The sequence below is a fragment of the Pseudidiomarina salinarum genome (assembly GCF_000753715.1).
Lineage (GTDB): Bacteria > Pseudomonadota > Gammaproteobacteria > Enterobacterales > Alteromonadaceae > Pseudidiomarina > Pseudidiomarina salinarum.
In genome coordinates, this window is the sequence record NZ_JPER01000004.1 from 98,941 (window position 1) to 123,482 (window position 24,542).

Annotated in this window: 24 protein-coding genes and 1 riboswitch; of the genes, 4 read left to right on the plus strand and 20 right to left on the minus strand. The window is 53.7% G+C overall.

Annotated features, from left to right (window positions below):
* Positions 1-6: 6 nt before the first annotated feature.
* A complete protein-coding gene (locus IDSA_RS08095) occupies positions 7-1,731 on the minus strand; it encodes a copper resistance system multicopper oxidase (protein WP_034775836.1) in 1,725 nt (574 codons plus the stop codon).
* Between the two features lie 214 nt (positions 1,732-1,945).
* Between IDSA_RS08095 and IDSA_RS08100 the strand changes: the two genes are divergently transcribed.
* Positions 1,946-2,149, plus strand: a complete 204-nt coding sequence (locus IDSA_RS08100; protein ID WP_034775837.1) for a hypothetical protein — start codon at positions 1,946-1,948, stop codon at positions 2,147-2,149.
* Between the two features lie 33 nt (positions 2,150-2,182).
* On the opposite strand, the gene IDSA_RS08105 is transcribed toward IDSA_RS08100, so the two are convergent.
* The 6 genes from IDSA_RS08105 to ubiD form a co-directional block, all read right to left on the minus strand.
* Positions 2,183-3,514, minus strand: a complete 1,332-nt coding sequence (locus tag IDSA_RS08105) for an MFS transporter (RefSeq protein ID WP_034775838.1) — start codon at positions 3,512-3,514, stop codon at positions 2,183-2,185.
* A 15-nt stretch (positions 3,515-3,529) separates the two neighbouring features.
* The gene (locus IDSA_RS08110) at positions 3,530-4,312 is read right to left on the minus strand and encodes a phosphotransferase (protein ID WP_034775839.1); all 783 of its coding nucleotides are present in this window, start codon (positions 4,310-4,312) and stop codon (positions 3,530-3,532) included.
* On the minus strand, positions 4,294-4,905 hold the full coding sequence (gene pnuC / locus IDSA_RS08115; protein ID WP_034775840.1) for a nicotinamide riboside transporter PnuC: 612 nt from the start codon (positions 4,903-4,905) through the stop codon (positions 4,294-4,296). Before pnuC ends, IDSA_RS08110 begins: the two co-directional genes overlap by 19 nt.
* A gap of 39 nt (positions 4,906-4,944) precedes the next feature.
* Entirely contained in the window at positions 4,945-7,065 is a 2,121-nt protein-coding gene (locus IDSA_RS08120) for a TonB-dependent receptor (protein ID WP_034775841.1), read from the minus strand.
* A gap of 59 nt (positions 7,066-7,124) precedes the next feature.
* A riboswitch (TPP riboswitch) is annotated at positions 7,125-7,235 on the minus strand.
* A 37-nt stretch (positions 7,236-7,272) separates the two neighbouring features.
* On the minus strand, positions 7,273-7,971 hold the full coding sequence (gene fre, locus IDSA_RS08125; RefSeq protein ID WP_034775843.1) for an NAD(P)H-flavin reductase: 699 nt from the start codon (positions 7,969-7,971) through the stop codon (positions 7,273-7,275).
* 22 nt (positions 7,972-7,993) lie between these two features.
* Positions 7,994-9,478 carry a 4-hydroxy-3-polyprenylbenzoate decarboxylase gene (gene ubiD, locus IDSA_RS08130; protein ID WP_034776196.1) on the minus strand — a complete coding sequence of 495 codons (1,485 nt, stop codon included), beginning with the start codon at positions 9,476-9,478 and terminating at the stop codon, positions 7,994-7,996.
* A gap of 121 nt (positions 9,479-9,599) precedes the next feature.
* Here ubiD and IDSA_RS08135 point away from each other — a divergent pair, with 121 nt between their 5' ends.
* On the plus strand, positions 9,600-10,592 hold the full coding sequence (locus IDSA_RS08135; protein ID WP_051986175.1) for an endonuclease/exonuclease/phosphatase family protein: 993 nt from the start codon (positions 9,600-9,602) through the stop codon (positions 10,590-10,592).
* 1 nt (position 10,593) lies between these two features.
* Here IDSA_RS08135 and IDSA_RS08140 read toward each other — a convergent pair whose 3' ends face one another.
* The 3 genes from IDSA_RS08140 to trxA form a co-directional block, all read right to left on the minus strand.
* Positions 10,594-12,006, minus strand: a complete 1,413-nt coding sequence (locus IDSA_RS08140) for a serine hydrolase domain-containing protein (RefSeq protein ID WP_034775844.1) — start codon at positions 12,004-12,006, stop codon at positions 10,594-10,596.
* Between the two features lie 5 nt (positions 12,007-12,011).
* Positions 12,012-13,277 carry a transcription termination factor Rho gene (gene rho, locus IDSA_RS08145; protein ID WP_034775845.1) on the minus strand — a complete coding sequence of 422 codons (1,266 nt, stop codon included), beginning with the start codon at positions 13,275-13,277 and terminating at the stop codon, positions 12,012-12,014.
* 231 nt (positions 13,278-13,508) lie between these two features.
* Positions 13,509-13,835, minus strand: coding sequence for a thioredoxin TrxA (trxA, locus tag IDSA_RS08150; RefSeq protein ID WP_034775846.1), 327 nt, complete (start codon positions 13,833-13,835; stop codon positions 13,509-13,511).
* An 88-nt stretch (positions 13,836-13,923) separates the two neighbouring features.
* On the opposite strand from trxA, the gene rhlB reads away from it, so the two are divergent.
* Both rhlB and IDSA_RS08160 read left to right on the plus strand, forming a co-directional pair.
* A complete protein-coding gene (gene rhlB, locus IDSA_RS08155; protein WP_034775847.1) occupies positions 13,924-15,216 on the plus strand; it encodes an ATP-dependent RNA helicase RhlB in 1,293 nt (430 codons plus the stop codon).
* Between the two features lie 6 nt (positions 15,217-15,222).
* The gene (locus tag IDSA_RS08160; RefSeq protein WP_051986176.1) at positions 15,223-16,158 is read left to right on the plus strand and encodes a Ppx/GppA phosphatase family protein; all 936 of its coding nucleotides are present in this window, start codon (positions 15,223-15,225) and stop codon (positions 16,156-16,158) included.
* Here IDSA_RS08160 and hemB read toward each other — a convergent pair.
* The 10 genes from hemB to ubiE are packed head-to-tail and all read right to left on the minus strand — an operon-like array spanning position 16,155 to position 24,537.
* Positions 16,155-17,159 carry a porphobilinogen synthase gene (hemB, locus tag IDSA_RS08165; RefSeq protein ID WP_034775849.1) on the minus strand — a complete coding sequence of 335 codons (1,005 nt, stop codon included), beginning with the start codon at positions 17,157-17,159 and terminating at the stop codon, positions 16,155-16,157. The two genes, IDSA_RS08160 and hemB, sit on opposite strands and share 4 nt — an antisense overlap.
* Positions 17,160-18,923, minus strand: coding sequence for a sensor domain-containing diguanylate cyclase (locus IDSA_RS08170; protein ID WP_051986177.1), 1,764 nt, complete (start codon positions 18,921-18,923; stop codon positions 17,160-17,162).
* 20 nt (positions 18,924-18,943) lie between these two features.
* Positions 18,944-19,741: a TatD family hydrolase gene (locus IDSA_RS08175; protein ID WP_034775850.1), complete on the minus strand. Its 798-nt coding sequence runs from the start codon at positions 19,739-19,741 to the stop codon at positions 18,944-18,946.
* Positions 19,742-19,752: 11 nt separating this feature from the next.
* A complete protein-coding gene (locus IDSA_RS08180; protein WP_051986178.1) occupies positions 19,753-20,235 on the minus strand; it encodes a hypothetical protein in 483 nt (160 codons plus the stop codon).
* Between the two features lie 22 nt (positions 20,236-20,257).
* Entirely contained in the window at positions 20,258-21,001 is a 744-nt protein-coding gene (gene tatC, locus IDSA_RS08185; RefSeq protein WP_034775852.1) for a twin-arginine translocase subunit TatC, read from the minus strand.
* Positions 20,994-21,314, minus strand: a complete 321-nt coding sequence (gene tatB, locus IDSA_RS08190; RefSeq protein ID WP_034775853.1) for a Sec-independent protein translocase protein TatB — start codon at positions 21,312-21,314, stop codon at positions 20,994-20,996. The genes tatC and tatB overlap by 8 nt, the downstream gene beginning before the upstream one ends.
* 5 nt (positions 21,315-21,319) lie before the next feature.
* On the minus strand, positions 21,320-21,511 hold the full coding sequence (tatA, locus tag IDSA_RS08195) for a twin-arginine translocase TatA/TatE family subunit (RefSeq protein ID WP_034775855.1): 192 nt from the start codon (positions 21,509-21,511) through the stop codon (positions 21,320-21,322).
* A gap of 13 nt (positions 21,512-21,524) precedes the next feature.
* Entirely contained in the window at positions 21,525-23,174 is a 1,650-nt protein-coding gene (gene ubiB, locus IDSA_RS08200) for a ubiquinone biosynthesis regulatory protein kinase UbiB (RefSeq protein ID WP_126760581.1), read from the minus strand.
* Positions 23,174-23,782, minus strand: a complete 609-nt coding sequence (locus tag IDSA_RS08205) for a ubiquinone biosynthesis accessory factor UbiJ (protein WP_034775857.1) — start codon at positions 23,780-23,782, stop codon at positions 23,174-23,176. Before IDSA_RS08205 ends, ubiB begins: the two co-directional genes overlap by 1 nt.
* A complete protein-coding gene (ubiE, locus tag IDSA_RS08210) occupies positions 23,782-24,537 on the minus strand; it encodes a bifunctional demethylmenaquinone methyltransferase/2-methoxy-6-polyprenyl-1,4-benzoquinol methylase UbiE (protein WP_034775858.1) in 756 nt (251 codons plus the stop codon). Before ubiE ends, IDSA_RS08205 begins: the two co-directional genes overlap by 1 nt.
* Positions 24,538-24,542 lie beyond the last annotated feature (5 nt).

Below are 24,542 nucleotides of genomic sequence, written 5' to 3' on the forward strand. Positions count from 1 at the left end.
CCCTCCTTACGCAACGTTGACGACACGAAACATGCCGGCATGCATGTGATACAGTAAATGACAGTGGAACGCCCAACTGCCGGGAGCGTCGGCAGAAATAAGTAGCGATACTTTTTCGCTCGGTTTCAAGCTAATGGTATGCTTTCGCGGCCTCGGGTACTGGCCGTTTTCCAGCTCCATCCACATTCCGTGCAAATGGATTGGATGGTCCATCATGGTATCGTTAACCAGAACTAATCGCAGACGCTCACCCTGATGGAACTGAACCGGCCCATCAACTTCAGTAAACATGTCACCATCAAATGACCACATGTAACGTTCCATGTTGCCGGTCAGATGCAGCTCAATTTGCCGTCCAGGTTCACGAGTATCTGGCCATTCCTGCGCACCGATGAGATCGGCATAAACAAGCACACGGTGATCAGCATTTTCGAGCCCCAGTCCGGGCTCATTAAGTCTCGACACCGGATTAGTTGCAACCATAGCAGCGCCAGCGCCATGCTCCTCTTCACTGTGCTTTATCTCAATATTTTCAACCGGCAGCGTCTTTTTATGGGCCATGGCGTGTCCATTCTCGCCATTATTTCCCATTCCCATATGCTCTTCTGACATCCCCATAGCAGCCATGCCACGTTCAGGAGCGCTACGTAATTCCGGAACAGGCGCCGCAAGACCCAGCTCATGGGTAAGAGTTCCCCGCACGTAGCCACTGCGATCAAAACTCTCGGCAAAAATCGTATAAGCCCGTCTATCTTTTGGCTGCACAACCACATCGTAGGTTTCTGCTACGCCTATCCGGAACTCATCGACTGCGACCGGTTTAACTGGCTGCCCATCGGCGGCAACCACGGTCATTTCCAGGCCTGGTATACGGACGTCAAAAAAGGTCATTGCTGAGCCATTAATAATTCGCAACCTAACTTTTTCACCAGGCTTATATAACCCGGACCAATTCATCGCGGAGTCACGGCCATTCATCAGGTAGGTATATGAGCTTCCGGTAACGTCAGCAATATCCCGGGCACTCATCCGCATTTCTCCCCACATAGCGCGTTCTTTCCATGTTTTCTTAAGCCCTTTCTTGCGAATATCTTCGATAGTGTCGAATATCGTGCGTTTCTGGTAGTTATAGTAGCCCTCCGCAACTTTTAGCTTCCTGAATACTTCATCGGGGTCTTCAAAAGTCCAGTCACTTAGCACAATGGTATGCTCCCGATCCGCTCCTATATCGCCATCTTTGGGCTCAATAATTAATGGTCCCAGATGTCCAAGCTGCTCCTGCAACCCGGAGTGACTGTGGTACCAGTAGGTTCCATTTTGTTGTACATCGTATCTGTATTTGAACGTTCTACCTGGTTTAATGCCTTCAAAAGAAACGCCCGGCACGCCATCCATATTCTCGGGTAAAATAATCCCGTGCCAGTGAATCGAAGTGTCCTCAGCAAGCCGGTTGGTTACATTCAGCTTTGCACGATCCCCCTCAGTCAACCGAATCAATGGCCCCGGCATTTGGCCATTGATTGTTATCGGCTTTCCCAGCTTCTGGCCAACTGGTAACGGTGTGCGGGCGATCATTAAATCAATTTCATCACTTTTCATTACTTGATCTTTAAAACTTCGGCCCTGGGGTATAGCCCAGGTTGGGGCTACCCTGGCAATAGCTAATGCAGAGGCCAGCGTTACTGCCGATTTCACAAATTTCCTGCGGCCAACGTTATATTCGCTACTCATCTTTCAGTCGCTCCTATACATAATTTTACGCGGCTACCCGCGTTCTCAAACTATTTCTGATTTAAAAGTAGCAGCTGAACGACCACCTTGTTCCCTTCGGAGCAAAAAATTTTTGCTTGCGCCTGACAACTTAAGCACTAAATGGAAAATCCACAGAATCGGAACTAGACTGACTGTCAGTAAGATATTTAAAAACTGGAAAAGGAGGCAAATTATGGGCGGTCATGAGATGTTTGGCGGAATGGGATTCTTAGGTATGTTACTTTTTGGAATCATCCTTGTTGTGCCTTTCTGGCGAATTTGCCAGCGGATTGGCTATCCCGGACCGCTGGGCCTGCTGGCGTTAGTACCGATCGCGAATATCATTTTGCTTTATTTCATCGCGTTCTCGCGGTGGAGAACACCTACAAAGCAATAGAATCAGCTTTCGCCCGGCCACAGGATTTTGATGTCATTCCACCGCCGGCAGGCGCATAGCGCGTGCGGCCGCGGTCAGGCCGAGCGCTATAAGTACAAGCATAACCGCCTCGACACCAAAATAGGTGTCGAGCACCCCCAACAGGATCCCCAGTAGCAGCACCAGGCCAATGACGGTATTTGAAACCGCTGTAAACTGGGCCCGGGTTTCCTGGGTGGCCATATCCACCAGGTAGGTTTTGCGGCCAACACGGGCGCCATGATGCGCCACAGCCGCAGTAAAGATCAGCAATGCGGCCACGGGCTGCAGTAACAACCAGTTATCGGCGTAGACGAACAGTGCCAGCGCAATAGCCATCACCAACACCGCCATCAAGGCCGCCGCGGCCATCACGTGATGGCTGGCGCGATCCGACCATTTGCCCCAGAAGCGCCCGGCCATTAAGCCGGCCAGGCCGCTGGCTAGCATCATGCCACCCAGATTCGTGAGCGAGCTCTCGCCGCTACGCTGAATCATCACCACCACATAGGGAATAGCAAAAGCGGAGGACACCAGCAGTGATCGGGTCAGTACAAACTGTCCGAATTGCTTGTCGGTCCATAACAGACGCACGGATTTGAGCGCCTCGACTATAGCGTTACCACCCCCTTCAGTAGCGCCCGCTACTTCGGGTACCTGAGCGTAGATCAGCGCGGCACTGGTCCAGAGCATGATGGCAAACGCCAGTAAGGCAACAAAGAGAGTGGCGTTGCCGTTATTGAGCTGTTCACCCAGCAGGGTTGGCGAAAAAATAATAACCAGCGCCGTGAGTACCGACAGCAGCCCGGCAGCGGCTGCCGCTATGCCAGACAGGCGGCCACGGCGGCTCTTTGAAACGGTTTTGCCTTCCACATCTTTAACGGTCACCGAACAGACACCACGGGCCAGGCTAAATACCGCGAGCAAGCTCACTACCGCCCAGCCCAGCGCGGCCCCCCGCAACGACAGCACAGCGATGAGCATGCCAGCTAACGCCAGTGCCTGACCGATACTACCGGCCACCCAGAACCATTTGCGGACGGGGCGCTCACGCAACCGCTGGGCGATAAACAACTGGGGTAACAAAGCCAGGGATTCACGCAGCGGCACCAGCGCGCTGATAAAAACCGCCGGGGCGCCCAGCGTCGACAACATCCAGGGCAAAACCAGCCGGGCACTGACCAGGGAATCGCCAAGTTTCGTCAGGGTAAGCGCAAAAATATGGGCCATAAAGGCCTGGGGCTGGTCATTACAGGCTGCTTCGGGGATGTCCTTACATACCCGGGCATCTTCATCCTCGGCCAGATAGCCATACATACGGTCCGTAAGTGCTTTGTCATTCGCCATCGTCTGTTTATCCGGTTATATGTGTTTCTGCTGCAAGTTGTGATGCAGTTCGTACCATAACTGACTGACCAGATTTACCAGTGCCAGCCAGTCTTCCAGCAACTTGCTGTTGATCTGAAAGCCGGCGATGCCTTCGTAGGCGTTAACGAAGGCACGCTGCTGCGCATCATCAAACTGGTTAACCTGAATCGTACTGGCGAGATCAAAATAGCGCTCGCCTAACCCTGAATACTCCCAGTCGATGACTAAGGGATCACCGTTGAGAAACACATGATGAAAGGCTAGATCGTTATGACAGAACACAGGGTGGGCGCCGAAGCTATCGATCAGTTTTTGATGGCGCTGTAATCGTTTGGCGAACTGCCGACCACGGTCTGCTTCAAATTCCCGCAGTTGATCGCAATAACGCTGCAACCGACTACGCAGAGACCAGGGCGGCACCTCAATCTGCACCCGGTGAATACGGGCACTGACATCGGCCAGCAACTGGATTTTATCCGTTACGGTCTCAAGGCTCTGAGCTAAGTCGGGGCCATCAAGAAAAGGCTGTAGCAGCAATCCCTGGATAGGATCAAAATGCAGAACCGGCGGGGCCAGGTGCTCGGCCGCCAACTGTTGCTGAACAGCCACTTCCTGCTCCCGGTTCAGGCCGTAAGGATGGTCAAAGCGAAAGTGTTTAAGTACATAACTGCCACTGGTAGTGACTATCTTGTAGACGTCGTTGGCAACGCCCCGCAGCAAGGGCTCGGTGCTGATCACACCATGAACAGGTAAATCGCTTAACCACTGCTGTTGCATGTCTCTGTCGTTTCCCTTTGTCGCTGCCACTGCCACATCGCATAGAACACCAGTATCAGGTACACGGCAAATAATCCGCCGGTGGCGACGAAGCCTTTACTGGCATAGAGGTAAACATAAATACTATCTATTACCAACCAGTATAGCCAGTTAGAAAACAACTTGCGGGTTAAAAGCCAGGTAGCAAATAAGCTGAATACCGTAGTAAAGCTATCCAGCCAGACGGCGTCTGCGTCAGTATAAAGTTCAAGTAACATGGCGATCAAGGCTGCGACACCGGACAATAGCAGGATCCAGCCCGCGTGCCAGCGCCAGCTGTATTCAGGGCGTTCAGCAGCTGGCTCAGCGCCGGCGCCATATTGCCACTGCCACCAGCCGTAAACGGCCAGTGCTATGTAGGCCAGTTGCAGTAAAAACTCCATGTACAACTGTACCGAAAACATCAGCGTGGCGTAGATACTGCAACTGATAATGGCAGCGGCCCAACACCACTGTGACTGGTGCGCTGCCAGAACCAGATAAAGAATGGCCAGGGCGACGGCAGCAGCTTCCAGCGGTGAGGTCAGACTCAGCTGTGTAATGATCCAATCCATGCTCTACTCTCCGTTAGCAGCTTCTGCCGGCCCGTCGCGTTAAAACTTATAGGTGGCGGTAATGCCAAACCGGCGTGGCTCGCCAAATTGTTCGAACAACTCCGGCTCATATCCAATCCGCGGATCGTTGCCGAAATAGAAGCCGCGAATACCGTATTCTTCGTCGGTCAGGTTGCGTGCCCATAGGCTTAGCTGCCAGTTATTCAGCTGCCAGGCCAGATTGGTGTGCAGTAATACCATGCTGTCCGACTGCTGATTGTGCGAGTTCGAGTAATAGAAGCTGTCTTTGGCATCAGCCTGCACCGTCAGCTGCAGCGCGTCTGTCAGCTGATAGTCAATACCAGCGTTGACCTGATAGTTTGGCGCATGGGCCTGATCACGGCCACTAATATCTTCGCCATCTTCAGTAACAAAGCCTTCAATTTCGGTATCCAGCCAGCCCAGATTCACAAAACTACGCAGTGGCCCAGTGACCTGATAGCTCACTTCGATTTCTGCGCCCATGGCTTCGCCGCTGGCAGCATTCTCAATATAGCCAACGAAGCTTTGATCGCGGTTAATCCAGCTCTTCAGCTGCACATCGTCGCGACTGTGATAAAACACGGCGCTGCGCAGCGCCAGCCGGTCATCGGCGCTGTTGTACTTATACCCCAGTTCCAGGCTGGTCAGCAGTTCCGGCGCAAAGGTTGCGCGGGCCAGCAAGAAGTCTTCAATTTCGCTCAGTTGCTGATCCTGTGCTTTGCCAAGCGCCGCGCCATTGACGCCACCCGGCTTATAACCGCGAGCCAAAGTGGTGTACCACAGCGAATCGTTATCGGGCATATAGCTCAGGCTGATACGACCGCCCCACATGGTGTCTTCCGGACGTGCGGTCACACCATTACTGTCTTGATAAGGATTCTCGTAGCGCTCAGCACGTAACCCGGTCAGCAGTTGCCACGAACTGCTTAACTGGTGGGTTAACTCACCATAGATAGCGCTATGGCGGCTCTCGTAGTTACTGAAAAAAGTGGCCTGGGTATACAGATCCCAGTTAAAGAAATCGCGACGCAGTTCTTCATCACGCTGATAACGATATATGCCGACCACCCAGTCAGTCGCCACGCCGCCCATATCCACCGGTGCGGTGCTTAACCAACGCGCTTCAAGGGTATGGTCACGGCGGTCGCGGATATAACTATCGAACGATGAATACTCCCAGCCCGGGGCGATTCCCACGTAGCTCCAGTCTTCATCGTAGCTGTAGGTGCTATCGGCGCTTAAGGTACTGTAGCTGAGTTGCAGTTCGCTATGCTGCCAGCCCATATAAGTCAGGGCAAAACGCGCCGCCTGGCTGCTCAGATCATCTTCGCCCGGTTCATCAGACAAGGTATCGCGGTTATTATCCAGCGAGAATGCATCATAGCCGTTATTCTGGTCTAAGCCATGTAAGGTGGTGCGCAGATGCCAGTTGGTGCCAAGCTCGCTGTACAGGTTAAAACGGGCGGTCAGTTCGTCGCGGTTCTGGGTGTCATCACGATTCAGATAAATATTGTTGATAAAGCCATCATCACTGTGATGATAAATGCTGGCGCGCGCTTCACCGAGTTGCCCCAGTGAGCCGCCTACTGCCAGCCCACCTTTGAGCTCATCGTAATTCCCTACGCCCAGTTGCGCCATTCCGCTGAACTCAGGCCCGGGGCGGGTGCTTTCCAGCACCATCATGCCAGCGAGGCCATCAGCGCCAAAACGTCCGCTTTGCGGACCGCGGTACACTTCTAGCTGGCTGATATCAAACAGCTGCGCCGCCTGGCCCAGACCGCTGTAATTAATGCCGTCAATTAACAGACCAACCGACGGGTTGATCGGGTCAACAAACTGGCTGCGTTCGCCGATACCACGGATCTGAATAAAGCGCGCCCGTGACGTGCCGCCTGAGAAGTTAACATTGGGGATAGCATTCAGAACGTCCTCCATGTGTACCGCCGCGCGTTCCGTCATCGCGTCGCGGGTTAAAACGCTGACACTGGTGGCGGCTTCGTTAATCGGAACACTACGGTATTCACCGCGGATAGTAATACGTTCTGCCGGCTCTTCAGGCAGCGTTTCAGCAGCCAGGGCGGCAGGGGCAATACATAAAGCTATGGCCGAACTTAAGGCAGTCTTGCGGGTAAAAAACATGGATCATTTCCTCTACGTCTACAGTCAGAAATAATCCGGTCGGGCAGGTCTTTGCAATGGAGTATGATAGCTACCATCCCTACGCCAGTATTAACCGGATCAGGTGCAAAGGGTTTGCTTAACAGCATCTCAGCTAGTCGCTTGCGCGAGCAGCACCCCTTGGTAAAGCGCGGCGAGTATAACAGCTCGTCCGCTTATATTAAATACCTAGATAAACGCCAGGGCGTCCCCATAGAGCTGATTCAGTGGCAACCCACGGGACTGAAAATCATCACGGATGCGGCGTACCATTTCAAAGCGCCCTGCCACATACACGTCGGCATCGCTTAATTCGCCCTGCTCCGCGAGCACCGCATGGTGGACCAGACCAACCGCTCCGTGCCAGCCCGCCTGCGCCTCTTCAATCACCGGCCGATAGGAGAATGCCGGATTGCGCTCGCTCAGTTCCAGCAGCTTACGGTCAAAATAGAGATCATCAGCTTTACGACCGCCCCAGTACAGGGTTACCGGCCGCTTCGGATCTTTACGCAAGTGATCCTGGAGAATCGACCAGGTATAGGAAAATCCGGTGCCACCAGCGATCAGTATAAGTGGGCGCTCACTATCCTCACGGTACCAGGCATCTCCTAACGGGACCTCAATGGTTACGGCTTTGTCTTCGCGCATTTTCTGCAACACTTCAAGCGCATAGGGGTTATCATCTGCCGCCCCTATATGCAGTTCCAGCGTATCTGTTTTTGACGGACAGGAGGCAATTGAAAATGGCCGCTTATCCCGTTCATCCATCACCACCTGCAGGTACTGACCACCGGCGAAACTAATGGCTTCAGGCAGCTCCAGCAGCACACAAAAAACGGCTGGGGTGAGGGATTCAATTGAGGAAACCTGGCAGTGCAGTTGTTTCATAAATACAGCGTATCCTGTCAGCTTATTTAGTTGTCGAGGTGGAAAAAATATCGAGTTCATCCCAGATATCGTCGATGCGCGCCTTCACCTGCTCGTCCATGACAATAGGAACGCCCCATTCGCGGTCGGTCTCGCCCGGCCACTTATTGGTGGCATCCATGCCCATCTTGGAGCCCAGACCCGATACCGGCGAGGCGAAATCGAGATAATCGATCGGCGTATTCTCAACCAGCACGGTATCGCGTGCCGGATCCATGCGGGTGGTCATGGCCCAGATCACATCCTGCCAGTCGCGCGCATTGATATCATCATCGCAGACAATCACGAACTTGGTGTACATAAACTGCCGTAAAAATGACCATACCCCCATCATCACGCGCTTCGCGTGGCCTGGATACTGCTTCTTCATGGTGACCACCGCCACGCGGTAGGAACAGCCTTCCGGCGGCAGGTAAAAATCAACGATTTCGGGAAACTGTTTCTGCAGCAATGGCACAAACACTTCATTGAGCGCGACCCCGAGTACAGCGGGTTCATCCGGCGGCCGGCCGGTATAGGTACTGTGGTAAATCGGCGCTTTGCGATGGCTGATATGGGTTACGGTAAACACCGGAAATTCATCGACCTCATTATAGTAGCCGGTATGATCGCCATAGGGGCCTTCTGGGGCGGTTTCACCCGGCGCGATATAGCCTTCCAGAATGATTTCGGCATGAGCGGGAACCTGCAGATCCGAACTCAGGCACTTGGTCACTTCGGTTTTACCATCACGCAGTAAACCCGCGAAGGCATATTCAGATAAGCTGTCCGGTACCGGCGTCACCGCGCCCAGAATAGTGGCGGGATCGGCGCCCAGCGCCACCGCCACCGGAAAATTCTCACCCGGATGCTGGCGTTGCCAGTCCTGAAAGTCCAGCGCCCCGCCGCGATGGGATAACCAGCGCATAATCAGCTTGTTCGGGCCCAGTAGTTGCTGACGATAAATACCAAGGTTCTGACGCTCTTTGTCAGGACCACGGGTTACCGTCAGACCCCAGGTGATCAGGGGTGCCACATCCCCTGGCCAGCAATGCTGAATCGGCAGACTAGTTAGATCCACATCATCACCTGTCATGACCACTTCCTGACAAGGGGCCTTTTTGAGGACCTTGGGCGACATGCTCAGCACTTTCTTATACATCGGCAATAAATTCAGCGCGTCGCGAAAGCCTTTGGGTGGTTCAGGCTCTTTCAGAAAGGCCAGCAACTTGCCCACATCGCGCAGGGCTTCGACAGATTCCTGCCCCATGCCACGGGCGACCCGATCCGGCGTACCAAACAGGTTCGCCAGTACCGGCATACTATGGCCTTTCACATTCTCAAACAGCAGCGCCGGGCCGCCGGCCTTGAGCGTACGGTCGGCAATTTCTGTCATTTCCAGGTAAGGATCAATTTCCTGCCGGATACGCTTCAGTTCGCCGCGCAGCTCCAGCTGCGCGATAAAATCTCGCAAATCTTGATATTTCACACCAGGCACTCGTTGTTGGCTTGTGATATGCGCTCAGTATACGCAGTTTTATAAAAGTTTTCAGCGCCCCCGAAGTAGGCTAGCCTTAAGCATATACTTAAAAAACTGAGACATGAGGTCTATGTTAGCGAACTGGATTATTACCGGATTTACCCTGATTCTACTGATCACCACCCTGTTGCCACTCACGCGTAAGGCGGTTTGGTGGGCGCGTTTGTGGGATTTCCCCCGCCTGCAGCAGGCGTTCGTGGCATTATTATTGCTGATAGCCAGCGGTTACTGGCTTGAATCCACCAGTCCATATACCTGGGCACTGATTGCCGTGCAGCTGTTTTGCGGCGCCTGGCAGCTATGGTGGATTTTTCCCTATACGTTTTTGGGCAAACGCGAGGTTGCCCGTTATAAGCGGGGCCAGAGTGGTGAACATATCGATGAGCATCTGCGTATTCTGGTAGTCAACGTGTTCCAGTACAACCGCAATGCGGTCGGTCTGGTGCGCATGATTAACCAGCAGCGACCAGATGTTGTAGTAGTGGTTGAAGCCGATAAATGGTGGATGGAACAGCTGACTGACATCGAAGATGACTACGGGCACATTCTGCGTCAGCCGCAGACCAACAGCTACGGCATGCTGGTTTACTCGATCTGGCCATTTAAGAATGAAGAAATCGAATTTCTGGTGCATGACACCATACCATCCATGCACTTTGATCTGGAAATGCCCGGCGGGCGGCTGGTGCGCATGCACTGCCTGCATCCCTCGCCCCCGAGTATTATCGACCCTAAAAAGACCAAACTGCGCGATGTCGAGCTATTAAAAGTTGCCGACAAGACCGCTCAGGAAAATGGTCCGGTGATCGTTACCGGCGATCTGAACGATGTGGCCTGGTCACATACCACAAGGCAGTTTCTGCGCGAGAGCGAACTGCTGGATCCCCGCCTGGGCCGGGGCATCTACAGCACTTACCACGCGCGCTTTCCGTTATTGCGCTGGCCACTGGATCATATCTTTCACAGTGAGCATTTTATGCTGGTGGAGATAAAGCGGTTAAAAGGATTTGGTTCCGATCACTTCCCGTTACTGGTGGAGCTCGCGCTGCGCAGTGACGAGTGATTTATTTGTTAACTGATTTAAGCGCCCGCAGTACATCGCGGGCAAATTCATGTTCACGGAATGGCGGCTCGCCAGCCAGATCATGGCCACGACGAATAATGACAAGGTTTTCTGAAGGGATCACAAATAAATACTGACCGCGGTTGCCGCGGGCAGCAATGGTGTCGTCCGGTAGCTCAGGGAAGCGTTCATTAAACAGCCACCACTGTGCGCCATAACCGGGTATCGCGTTACCAGCTGAAGATTGCTCAGCGGGCTGAACCGGTGCCGGCGTGCTGATGTAACTCAGCCAGTCTTCCGGCAAAATCTGCTCATCATCCCAGCGACCATTCTGCAGATGCAAAATACCCAGTCGCGCCAGATCCCGCGAGGTGGTCCACACCTGCGAGGACAGAATAAAATTACCCTGCCAGTCGGTTTCCGGGAAGGTATGCTGCATACCAATCTTATTAAGTAATTGCTTAAACGGAAAGCTCAGGTAATCGTTGATATCGGCAAAGCGCTCACGCAAGCTTCGCAGCGCCAGCAAAGTATCGTTATTAGCATACTTCCAGCGCGTGCCGGGCGGCACTTCCAACGCCGTCTGCGTGGCCGTATCGCTGACCAGCCCGCCTCCAAGGTAAACCCGGTCGGTGCGGTTGCCGGCAACGTTGCTATCCAGCCCTGAGGCCATATGCAGCAGATGTTCCAGCGTGATTTGCCCGCGCGGGTCGGCCGGATGTGACCAATTCGCCAACCCAGCAGGTTCGTCGACCTTGATAAGGCCCTGCTGCACCGCGACACCGATCACACTGGCACCAATGCTTTTCGCTACCGACCAGGTGCGCTGCGATGTTTCCGGGGTAAAACCGTCCAGGTACTGCTCGGCAATAATTTGCTCAGGCGTGGCAATCAGCACCGCTGTGGTGCGGGCACCAGCACCGTAATAATCGGTGAACGCACCACTGATGGCAGTATCCAGCAACTCATTACCAGTGGAACTATTGATTGGGTTCAGTTGCACCCATGGGGCACCACTATCCGTGGCCGGCGCGGGCTGCGGATCTGTTAAGCGTGGCATGGCACCGACAACCCCGGCGGTGGCGCCAACGGGCAACTGCACGCAGCCCAGTTGCGGCCGCCAGACGGCGGTACGTGGTGGCAGATCATCATAAGCCACCTGTACCATGCGCAGTTCAGGATCAATAAATACCGGCATTTCGGTAACCAGATCCTGCACCAGCGGGTAAATACCGGTCAGTTCCTGCGCATTAATCTGCGCCATGGTCTTGCCGGCATTGAAGGTAGCACTACAGGTAAATGCGGCTTTATAACCAGCCGCATAGGCTTGAATGGTGGTTTGGGTTTCGGTAGCGCTAACGTGCGCGCTCAGGGCGGCCGCGACACCAACTAAACTGAGTCGCAGCGCCCGCATCGCAATTAGCCTTTCTGCCGCTTCATTGACTCGAAGAACTCTTCGTTGGTCTTGGTCATTTGCAGCTTATCGATAAGGAATTCCATCGCTTCAGTTTCGCCCATAGGATGAACGATTTTGCGCAAGATCCACATTTTCTGCAGCTCTTCCTGCGTGGTCAGCAATTCTTCGCGACGGGTACCTGAACGGTTGAAGTCGATCGCCGGGAACACACGCTTTTCAGCAATCTTGCGATTCAGATGCAATTCCATGTTACCGGTACCTTTAAACTCTTCGTAGATAACTTCATCCATTTTTGAGCCGGTATCGATCAACGCGGTCGCAATGATGGTCAGGCTGCCGCCCTCTTCCACATTACGGGCTGCGCCAAAGAAACGCTTCGGTTTGTGCAGCGCGTTGGCATCCACACCACCGGTCAGTACTTTACCTGAACTTGGAATTACGGTGTTGTAGGCACGGGCCAGGCGGGTAATCGAGTCCAGCAGGATAACCACGTCTTTTTTGTGCTCAACCAGGCGCTTGGCTTTCTCGATGACCATTTCGGCAACCTGCACGTGGCGGCTGGCTGGCTCATCGAAGGTCGAAGCAACCACTTCACCTTTTACCAGGCGATGCATTTCGGTTACTTCTTCCGGGCGCTCATCAATCAGCAACACCATGAGTACACACTCAGGGTAGTTCGCGGCAATTGACTGGGCGATATTCTGCAGTAATAAGGTTTTACCGGCTTTTGGTGGCGCCACAATCAGGCCACGCTGACCTTTACCAATTGGCGACGCTAAGTCCAGTATCCGGGCGGTAATGTCTTCGGTACTGCCATTACCACGCTCCATCACCATACGCTCTTCGGCATGCAACGGCGTGAGGTTTTCAAACAGGATCTTATTACGGGAGTTTTCGGGTTTGTCGTAGTTTACTTCGCGGACTTTCAGGAGGGCAAAATAACGCTCACCTTCTTTTGGTGGCCGTATCTTGCCGGCTACCGTGTCGCCAGTCCGTAAATTGAAGCGGCGGATCTGGCTGGGCGATACATAGATATCGTCCGGTCCGGCCAGGTACGACGAGTCGGCTGACCGCAGAAAGCCAAAACCGTCCTGTAAAATTTCTAAGGCACCGTCGCCATAGATATCTTCACCACTTTTGGCGTGCGCTTTAAGAATAGCGAAAATGATATCTTGCTTACGGGTACGCGCCATGGCGTCGAGGCCCATGGTTTCGGCAAGCTGAACCAGCTCGTTGACAGGTTTATTTTTTAATTCTGTTAAATTCATAGGGGGGCTGATGACTTTTTTATTTGGCCAATGGGAATAAGGTTTGATTTAAGTTTTGTCTGGGGTCTGACTATCTGGCGGCCGTATGGCTGGCAACCTGAAGAAAAGCTATGTACGAAAAGTAACACCTAAAATTTGAAACGTCCAGTTTTTCATCGATTATTTAAGCCGGAGCCAGACAAACGTAGCCGGAACCTGTAAGTTCCGGCCTGTCACCTTATCACTTACCGCTTACAGGTGTTGGTCAATAAACTCTACCAGTTGCGCCTTAGACAGTGCACCAACCTTGGTGCCGGCAACTTCGCCGTTTTTGAATAATAGCAAAGTCGGGATACCGCGGATGCCGTATTTAGGTGGCGTCTGATTGTTATGATCAACGTTCAGTTTACCAACAGTAATGCGATCACCGTACTCTTTGGCGATATCGTCAAGAATGGGCGCAATCATTTTACATGGTCCGCACCATTCGGCCCAGAAATCGACGAGTACCGGTTTATCTGAATTGAGGACATCTGCCTCAAAACTATCATCACTTAGCTGAACAATTCTATCACTCATGATAATCTCCGCTGCTGAATTCGCGTGAAATAATAAAACACTATTATTTCTGTTTTTGAATGTTAGCGCAAACTGATATGCTTACGCCATGAGTAAAACACACCTGACAGAGACACGGTTCGCCGATCTCGACCTGCATCCGCAGGTTTTAACCGCGTTAGAAAACGCTGGTTTCGAATACTGTACGCCTATCCAGGCGCTTAGCTTACCTGTCGCACTGACGGGTAAAGACGTTGCGGGCCAGGCCCAGACGGGCACCGGCAAAACGCTCGCCTTTCTGGTAGCCGCCTTCACCACCCTGCTGAATAAGCCACGCGAGGGCGAAAAACGTTACCCCCGCGCTATTATTATGGCTCCTACGCGTGAACTTGCCATCCAGATCGCAAATGATGCTGAATTATTAGCAACACACTGCGATATGCGCATTGGTATTATCTATGGGGGCGAGGGTTATGAAAGTCAACGCCAGGCCCTCGAAGAAGGCGTAGATATTCTCATCGGCACCACCGGTCGCCTGATGGATTATTACAAGCAGGGCATTTATCCGCTGGATAAAATTGAAGTGGTGGTACTTGATGAAGCCGATCGCATGTTCGATCTGGGCTTTATTAAAGATATCCGCTTCATGCTCAGCAAGATGCCGCCGGCTAAAGACCGCCAGAGCATGTTGTTCTCTGCCACCCTGTCACAACGGGTGCAGGAACTCGCCTACGATCACATGGACTCGCCCACCAAGCTTGAGGTCGAGCCCCTGCAGAAAACCGGTGAACGGATTTCCGAAGAACTCTTCTACCCGTCGAAGCAGGATAAAATTAAGCTGCTGCTGACGCTGATTGAAGAAGACTGGCCGGAAAAAGCCATTATTTTCGCCAATACCAAGCATGTCTGCGAAAAACTCTTCAACTGGCTGGAAGCCGACGGCCACCGTGTTGGTCTGCTGACCGGCGATGTGCCACAGCGCAAGCGCCTGAAAATCCTTGATGACTTTACTGAGGGACATCTTGATTTTCTGGTCGCCACCGATGTTGCCGCCCGCGGCCTGCATATCCCGGAAGTCAGCCATATTTATAACTATGACCTGCCGGACGACTTCGAAGACTATGTCCACCGTATCGGCCGTACCGGCCGGGCGGGCGCCAGTGGCAAGGCCATTAACCTGGCCTGCGAAGAATACGTCTATAACCTGCCCGCGATTGAAGAATACATCGGCCACGCTATTCCAGTGACGAAATATGCACCGGAAGCACTGCTGACCGATATCAAGACGCCTCGGCCAACCCGTCGCCGCACCCGTGGTGGCCGCCGTGGTGGCGGTGGCACCGGTGGTGGTGGCGGAGGCCAGCAACGTCGCGGCGGCGGGCGCCAGGGGAACTCCAGGTAACACGACATGGCGCATTCGTCGCGCATGGCCGCAATCGACCTTGGGTCCAACAGCTTTCATTTGCTGTTGGCCCAACCGACCCGCTCCGGCGGCAGCCAGGTGCTTTCCCGACAACGCCAGAAAGTCCGGCTGGCTGATGGCCTCGACAGCAATAACTACGTCAGCGATGAAGCCATTCATCGTGGTCTTGCCTGCCTGTCCAGCTTTGCGGAACTGTTGCGCGGCATTCCCACCGCACGGGTACGTTGTGTGGCCACCGCCACACTTCGCATTGCCGCCAACCGCGACCAGATAATCAAAGCCTTTGAGCAGGTGCTTGGCTTTCCCATCGAAATTATTTCAGGTGAAACCGAAGCCGCTCTGATATATCAGGGTGCCACCTTATCTCTGGCAACGGAAGCTCAACGGATGCTGGTGCTGGATATCGGCGGCGCCAGTACCGAAATCATTGTCGGTACCGGCACAGATCCCCGCCATCTGCGCAGCCTGGATATGGGCTGCGTGATCTGGCATAACCGCTTTTTCAGCGATAAATCGATCACCGTCGAAGCTTGCGATAAGGCGATTCAGGCGGCTACCGAGCTGGTGCAGTCCCACGCCAACGATTTTCTGCAACACCCCTGGCAACTTGCCTGCGGCGCCTCGGGTACCTTCCGCGCCTTGTATGACATCTTGCAACGGGAAAATAAAACAGTCATTGAAAGTACCTGGCTGGAGGATGTATTGCAGCGTAGTATTGCCCTGGGTAACATCAGCCGGCTTGATCAACTCGGGGTGCGCCGCGAACGGCAACCGATGTTCATCGGCGGGTTGACCATACTGATCGCGTTGGAACGGGTGCTGGGAATTAAAGAGATTATTCGCGCGCAGGGCGCCTTACGGGAAGGTCTGTTACATAATCTGGTCGCCAGCACCCAGGCACCGGCGACCCGAGAGTCTTAAACTTTCAGTTGCTGCGCCGCGTGCTTAGCGAAATACGTCAGAATGCCGTCAGCGCCAGCCCGCTTAAAGCTCAGTAGCGATTCCATAATCACCTCCTCACTTAACCAGCCATTGGCGATGGCAGCCTTCATCATGGCGTATTCACCGCTGACTTGGTACGCGAACGTGGGCACCGCAAACTGATCTTTCACGCGCCGGACAATATCCAGGTACGGCATGCCGGGCTTCACCATCACCATGTCGGCACCCTCTTCGATGTCCATCGCCACTTCATGCAGTGCTTCGTCGCTATTAGCCGGATCCATCTGATAGGTTTTCTTATTCCCGCCTTTCAGGTTCGAAGCTGAACCCACGGCATCGCGGAACGGACCGTAAAAGGCGGATGCGTACTTGGCTGAATAAGCCATGATCTGAACATTGTGAAAGCCATGTTCTTCCAGTGCTTCACGAATAGCACCAATGCGCCCGTCCATCATATCGGAAGGGGCTACCACATCGGCACCGGCGCGGGCATGCGAGAGCGCCTGCTGTACCAGCGCCGATACCGTCACGTCGTTCTGGACATAACCACTGTCATCAATGATGCCATCCTGGCCGTGGGTGGTAAACGGGTCCAGCGCCACATCGGTGATCACGCCCAGTTCCGGCACTGCCGCTTTGATTGCCCGCACCGCCCGTTGGGCCAGACCATCGTCATCCCACGCCGCCTCAGCGGTCAGTGACTTGTCCGCCGCAGGTGTTACCGGAAACAGTGCCACCGCCGGAATACCAAGCGCCGCAATCTCCCGGCACTCGTCTACCAGTAAATCAATCGACAGCCGCTCGACACCAGGCATCGACTGAACCTGCTCGCGCTGCTGTTCGCCCGGCAGCACAAACATCGGATAAATCAGGTCGGCCGCAGTAAGCTGATTCTCAGCCACCAGCCGCCGGCTGAATTCGTGGCGGCGTAAGCGGCGTAAACGGCGAAACGGGAAGGACGATGTTGGTGTTGATTGCATTTAAAAACTCTCAGTGTACTTAGAATTAGGGTTTGCCACCCGGGCTGCCCGAACGGTGTCGCGTCCGGCATGTTTTGCGCGGTACAGCGCATCATCGGCTACCGCAAGCAGTTCGCTTTCGCTGACTTCATAAACCGACGGATGGTAGACCGCGATGCCGATACTGGCGGTGATCTGCATCATGCCATGGTCGGTGCTGAACACATGCTCGCGGATAGTCATCGTCAGTCGCTCGGCAATCTCCTGAGCGCCAGCTTCGTCGGTAACAGGCATCAGAATAACAAATTCCTCGCCCCCATAGCGAAAAATTCGATCGCCCGCCCGTTTGCAGGTGTCTTTTAATAAGTCGCTCAACTGGATCAGAATTTCGTCGCCAACCAGATGCCCATACTCATCGTTAATCGGTTTAAAGTGGTCAATATCCATCATCAATACCGCCATGCTTTGTTTATTGCGCTGGGCACGCCGGATTTCCAACGGTAATTCCTCATCCAGGAAGCCCCGGTTGAAGAGTCCGGTCAGGCGATCCTCATTACTTTTCTGTTCGAGCTCGCTGTTGGCTTCCCGCAGCTTGCCCATCACCGCTTCCAGTTCTGCGGTGCGCTGCCCTACCATGGCCTCAAGCTGGGTATTCAGTTGCTGTTCGGCCACCAGCCGTTCCCGGCGGTCTTCATTGAACCGGATGGCCAGCACCAGCGACAGCAGCATAATTTCAATTGCTGACGCAATCATGATGGCGTACCGCTGCACAAATACCGATTCGAACAGGCCAAGATAGCCCAGCGCGTTACAGATAACCGCAAATAGCAAGCTGCCTAAAGCCAGGGTATAGATACGAGCATAGGTCAGCCCCCGCCGCCATAGCACGGCACCGGTCAGCATCAGATAGAAGCAGCCAAACACCGCCAGCGTCAGCACAAAAGGGATTAGTACGGCATAGGACAAAATCATACTCAGAATAAAGATCACGCCGTAGATAAACTGTAGAGTAACCAATCCCTTATGCAGCCCGGGGCTGCGTGTTTTCGTCTGCAATACCTGGGCCGCTACCATACTGGCAAACAGAAATACCAGACTGCCAATCATGGTAACGATACGATCCTGCAGCCAGGGCCACTCGGACCAGACATACTGGTAACCGGTACCATCCAGGCCAGCGACCAGCAATCCAATGCTGACAATATAGGCCGAATACTTAAGAAAAGCCGGATCGCGGGTCACCCCGAAACTGAATAAATTGTAGATAGCCATGCAGTACAGCAAGCCAAAATACATGGCGGTAGCCGCAACCAGGTATTGCTGCTCCTGCATGAACGCCAGCGGCTGCCAGATTTCCAGCGGGAACCGCATAGAGCTTTCAGTGCGTACCTGCAGGTAAACCTCAGCCGCCTGGCGGTCAGGTAAGGGAACAATGAAGTTCTTGTGCTCTACCGGACGCTCATCAAAGGGCTGCTTATCGCCAACATGGTAGGTTTCAATGACTTCACCATTGCGTACGAAAAAAATGCCGACCGAATCAAGTAACGGGTAGCCAAGAGAAAGGATTCGATCCTCGTTAGCAGCGGGAATGCGGGATTTAAACCAGTAGGTGTCGGTGGTATAACCAAAGGAAACTTCACTACCCAATGGCAGGCGCTGCCACTCACCCTGCTCGATCAGATCGGTAAGTTGCAGCTGATGAGCGGGGTCGGTCTGATAGTAAATAGTCGGCTCAAGCTTGGTGGCAAAAGAATACGCTGACCACAGCAGTAGTCCGCATGCCAACAGGACGAGCTTTGTGCGGCTCAGGGGCGCCTCCAGGCCTTAGCAGCAAAGAGGTCATGGCTGACTTGCCAGGTTTGCTCTGCCAGTTCGGCTACCGACTGCTGTCGCAAGCCAGCGACAACTTCGGCAATTTCCGGAAGCCAGCAGGGTTCATTCATGGCGGGGCGGGGTTTTAGGGTGCGCGGAATTAAAAACGGCGCATCGGTTTCCAGTACCAGTTTGTCGGCGGGGATCAGCGGCACGGCAGCACGTAGTTCCTGACCCCGGCGCTCGTCACAAACCCAGCCGGTAATGCCAATAAAGCAGTCCAGCTTCAGATAAGCGGCAAGGGCCTCACGACCACCGGTAAAGCAATGAGCCAGCATCTTCGGTACGGTATGCTGATAGTTTTTAAGTATTTTTAGCTGGTCGTCGAGGGCGTCGCGTTCATGCAGATAAACTGGCTTGCCCACTTTTGCGGCTAAGTCCAGCTGCGCCTGAAATACCCGACGCTGCTGATCCTGTGGTGAAAAATTGCGGTTAAAATCCAGCCCGCACTCACCGATGGCCACCACCGCGGGATGACCGGCCAGTTCAGCGAGCTGATCAAGGTAGTCAGCGGGAACCGCTGCTGCATCGTGGGGATGAATACCGACTGTGGCAGCCAACTGCCCGGGAAACTGTTCACAAAGTGCTATGGCGGCGCGACTGTGCTCAAGGTTAGTGCCAATCACCAGCAGCCGGGTAACACCCGCGGCATCAGCGCGGGCAATAACCTGATCGACGCCATCAGCAAAACGTGAGCTGGTAAGATTTACCCCACAGTCAAACCACGGCATAGCAGCCCTTATCAATCGATACGTTTCACTTTAATACGGCCATTAAGATCAGACCGGCCCAGGTAAAAACTGTTAAGAATTCCCCGTTCGATATAGTAATCGGCATTTTCCGGCAGCTGATAGGTGGTGCTGTCGGTCTGCTGCCAGCGCTGACCGTTGTCCAGTTGCAGAATCCAGCGACCGTAAGGGTCTTTGGTCTTCTTCACGATTTCGACATAGCGCTTATCGGCGCCATCGTCATTATTATCTTTCAGGTGCTCTTTACCAAAGTCATCAGCACGGGACTTTTGACTCTTGCTGGCTGCTTGTTGCGGCTTATAGTCGCCGCCAGCCGCCAGCTCGTCAAAGCAGACAAGCCGCTGCAGCGGGTTTTCAATCTGCGCACAAGTCGCCAGTTGCTCATCGGACACCGACTGCGCTGCCACCGGGTGACTGAAGAGCGCAACGACCGCAGTACTGCATATCACACTGCCGATCCATACACGTTTTAGCATGACTAATCTTTCCTAATTTGAATTACTGTTTTCCGGGTTGGTGTTCCGGTTTTTTTTCCGAGCCCTGATATAGACCAGCGATCATCAGACCAAGTTCAAACAACAGCCACATTGGAATTGCCAACAGCGTCTGGGAGATGACATCCGGAGGCGTCAGTATCATCCCTACTACGAAGGCACCGACAATGACATAAGGTCGCTTTTTACGCAACGACTGAACACTGGTAACGCCACTCCAACACAATAAGATAATAGCGACCGGCGTTTCAAAGGCAATCCCAAACGCCAGAAAAATCGCCAGTACAAAATCGAGATAACGGGCAATGTCTGTTGCCACGGTGACGCCTTCCGGAGCGGCACCGGCTAAAAAATTAAGCGCCAGCGGCAGTACCGCCAGATAGGCGAATGCTACCCCACCATAAAACAACAGGGTACTGGACACCAGCAAGGGCACCACCAGGCGCTTTTCTTTACGGTACAGGCCAGGAGCGATAAAAGACCACAATTGCCATAATAAAAAGGGAATCGCCAGGGCGATAGCCACCACCAGTGCCAGCTTGAACGGGGTGAAAAATGGCGTGGCAACATCGGTGGCGATCATGGTGCCACCGATCGGCAGACTCGCCAGTAGTGGCGCCGCGATCAGCTGATAAAGTTCATCCGCAAAAAATGCCAGTACCGCAAATACCAGCAACACCGCGATCAGGCTGCGCAGCAGCCGGCTACGTAATTCCAGCAGGTGGTCGAGCAGCGGAGAATCACTCATTGGGTTTGTCTTCAGTTTTTTTCTGGTAAGGGCGTTGCACCTGGGCCGCGGCAGATTTCAATTCAGCAACCGAACGCTGCAGTTCAGGCGGCAGTTTATCCATATCCAGTTTCTCAGCCTGCTGCAAATGGTCATGCAGCTCTTTGATCCGTAACTCATGGTTCAGTTCAGCCTGAACCTTGCTGGTATAGCTACGCACGGTGCCAATGCTGCGCTGCAGCGCCCGCAGAGCGCCGGGCAAACGTTCCGGACCCAATACCAGCAACCCCAGCAAGGCAATCAGCATCAGCTCCCAAAAGCCGATATCAAACATAAGCCTTAACTGTCCTTACGGTCAGAATCGCTCTTGCTGGTCACTGCGGGGTCTTCTTTGTCGTCATCACTCACTGACTTTTTAAAGCCCTTTATCGCCGAGCCCAGATCACTGCCAATAGAGCGCAGACGCTTGGTGCCGAACAGCAATACAATAATTGCCAGAACGATCAGTAACTGCCAGATGCTAATACCCATATAACCCTCGTCATTAAACTGTTTTGCGGCGGCTGCGATACCAGCTCACAGCACCGCTTATCAAAGTCGCGGCACCGCCAGCTGCAACCAGCCACCAAGGTTGTTGATCGATCCATAGCAAGGTGGTGCTAATCAGCAGCGCCCCGGTAATAAAGCCCCACCACATTCCGCGCTGCAAGCGTTTCTGGTTCGCTTCGAACTGAGCAAAAGCCTGGCGCTGAAAATTCTGCTGTTGCTTCTGTGAACTCAGATAATCATGCAGCAGAATTGGCATTTCGGGAAGTTTCTCGGCCCAGTAAGGTGCATTTTCCTTCAGTGCCCGCACCACCGCACGCCAGCCCAGCTGCTCTTTCATCCAGCGCTCAAGATAAGGCTTGGCGGTCTGCCAGAGATCAAGCTGTGGATAAAGGGTACGCCCGAGGCCTTCCACGTACAACAGTGTTTTTTGCAGCAATACCAGTTGCGGCTGCACTTCCATCTCAAACTGCCTGGCCGTATTGAACAAATTCACCAGCACATGACCGAACGAAATATCCGCCAGCGGTTTATTAAAGATCGGCTCACAAACCGTCCTGATAGCCGATTCAAACTCTTCTACGTTGATATGGGCCGGCACCCAGCCCGAATCCACGTGCAGTTCGGCCACTTTGCGGTAGTCCCGGTTGAAGAAGGCGAGAAAGTTCTCGGCCAGATAGCGCTTATCTTCCCGGTTCAGGGTACCGACGATACCAAAATCAATACCAATATACTGTGGACTCTCAGGGTTCTGCCGCGAGACAAAAATATTGCCCGGATGCATATCGGCATGGAAAAAACTGTCGCGGAATACCTGGGTGAAAAACACCTCAACCCCCCGCTCGGCGAGCTTTTTCATATCCACGCCCATAATATTAAGCGTTTCAACGTCATTGACCGGAATGGCGTCGATGCGCTCCATCACCAGCACCGAAACACGGGTATAGTGGCCATAGACTTTCGGGATATACAACAGTTCGGAGTCTTCAAAATTGCGGCGCAGCTGCATCGCGTTACCGGCTTCGCGGGCCAGATCCAGCTCATTGAGCAGGGTTTTTCGGTATTCGCGAACCACTTCGCGCGGCTTCAGCCGGCGGCCATCCGGCAGGTGCTTAGCCAGCACCGCTGCCAGGGTTTCCATCAGGCGTAAATCGGCACTGATCACCTTAAAAATATCTGGCCGGATAACTTTAATAATGACATCTTCACCGGCATCATCGCCGTGTTTCAGGGTGGCAGTATGTACCTGCGCTATGGACGCTGATGCCAGCGGCCGCACCTCGAAGTTATCAAATTCGGCGTGGATATAGTCAATACCCAACGCGTCTTCAATCAACTGCTGCGCCTGTTCGCCCGGGAACGGCTTTACTTTATCCTGCAACAGCGCCAGTTCATTGGCGATATCCGGCGGCAGCAGATCGCGGCGGGTCGACAGCATCTGACCAAATTTAACCCACACCGGCCCCAGCGATTCCAACGCCAGCCGCACGCGTACGCCCGGTTCTTTGTCCTTGTGCCGGTTTGGCATCCAGAACAGCGTGTAACGGGCCATACGGACCGACCACGGCAGCCAGCGCGCCGGGATAACGGTATCCAGGCCATAATGAAGAAAAGTCCGTGCGATGGTGTAGAGTCGTCTAATCCGCATCATTGCCCTCGCTGCCGCTCTTTAAGCTCAAATTCAATTCGGTCAACCCGCGCCCGCAATGCCTGTACGTTTTCGGTAAATTCAGCAAATTCATGCTGCCCCGGCGCCAGTCGCTGCTCTTCAATCAGCACATCGCGCAGCCACTGCTGTTGGTCTTCACGGCGCTGGTTCAGCCAGCGTTGGCTGCGCTGCCAGGCCTGCACCACAAACTGTGCCGGCACATCGCCGATACGTTGTGACAGCTGTTCCGGCCAGTCGATATCAAGATCAGCAATCAGTTTGCTAAAGGCCTGTGCCAGCATCGGATCACCTTCGATATCCAGCGCGTCGGCTTTGATCAGACGGGTAATATTCGCGCTGTCGCGCAGCTCCGGCAGTACCGCGAGGCGGGTAATAATATGGCAATCAACGGGCTCCTGATCGACCCAGCTCAGCAGCAATTGCTGATCCGTAGCGGTCAGGGTCAGCGGCTTGCCCAGCTCGCCCAGGGTAACCCGCAGTCGCTTGCCCTGCAGCTTCTGCAAGCGGCTGCGCGAGGCACTGTCGAGTGCCAGCAGTTGATTCAGCAGTGCTTCAATAGCACTGGTAGGGAGTACCGTCCATAGCATCAGAATTTAAACCCACGATGCAAGGCAACAATGCCCCCGGTCAGATTGGTAAAGGTCACCTGCTCATAGCCAGCGGTTTCCATCATGCCTTTCAGGGTTTCCTGATCCGGATGCATACGAATCGACTCGGCCAGATACTGATAACTTTCAGCATCGCCGGCGACCATCCGGCCCATTTGCGGCAATACATTAAACGAATAAAAATCGTAGGCGCTGGATAGTACTGGCAGCACCGGCTTAGAAAATTCCAGCACCAGTAAGCGGCCACCCGGCTTCAGTACCCGCAGCATGGATTCCAGGGCTTTCTGCTTTTCGGTCACGTTGCGCAGGCCAAAGGCGATGGTAATAATATCAAAACTGTTATCCGCGAACGGCAGCTCTTCAGCATTGGCCTGTACATACCGGACATTGCCGACAATACCGCGGTTTCGCAGCTTATCGCGGCCAACTTCCAGCATGGCGTTGTTAATATCCGCCAGCACCACTTCACCGGTGGGGCCTACCCGGCGCGAGAATTGCTCGGTTAAATCGCCGGTGCCGCCGGCAATATCCAGCACTTTCATGCCGCTGCGAACGCCGCTGCAATCGATGGTATAGCGTTTCCAGAGCCGGTGGATGCCAAACGACATGACATCGTTCATCACATCGTACTTTTTCGCCACGGAATTAAACACGTTGGCGACCAGGCCCTGCTTTTCGCCTTTCGCGACCTTCTTGTAACCAAAATCTATGGTTTCTGAATTCGAATCTTTCATACCAC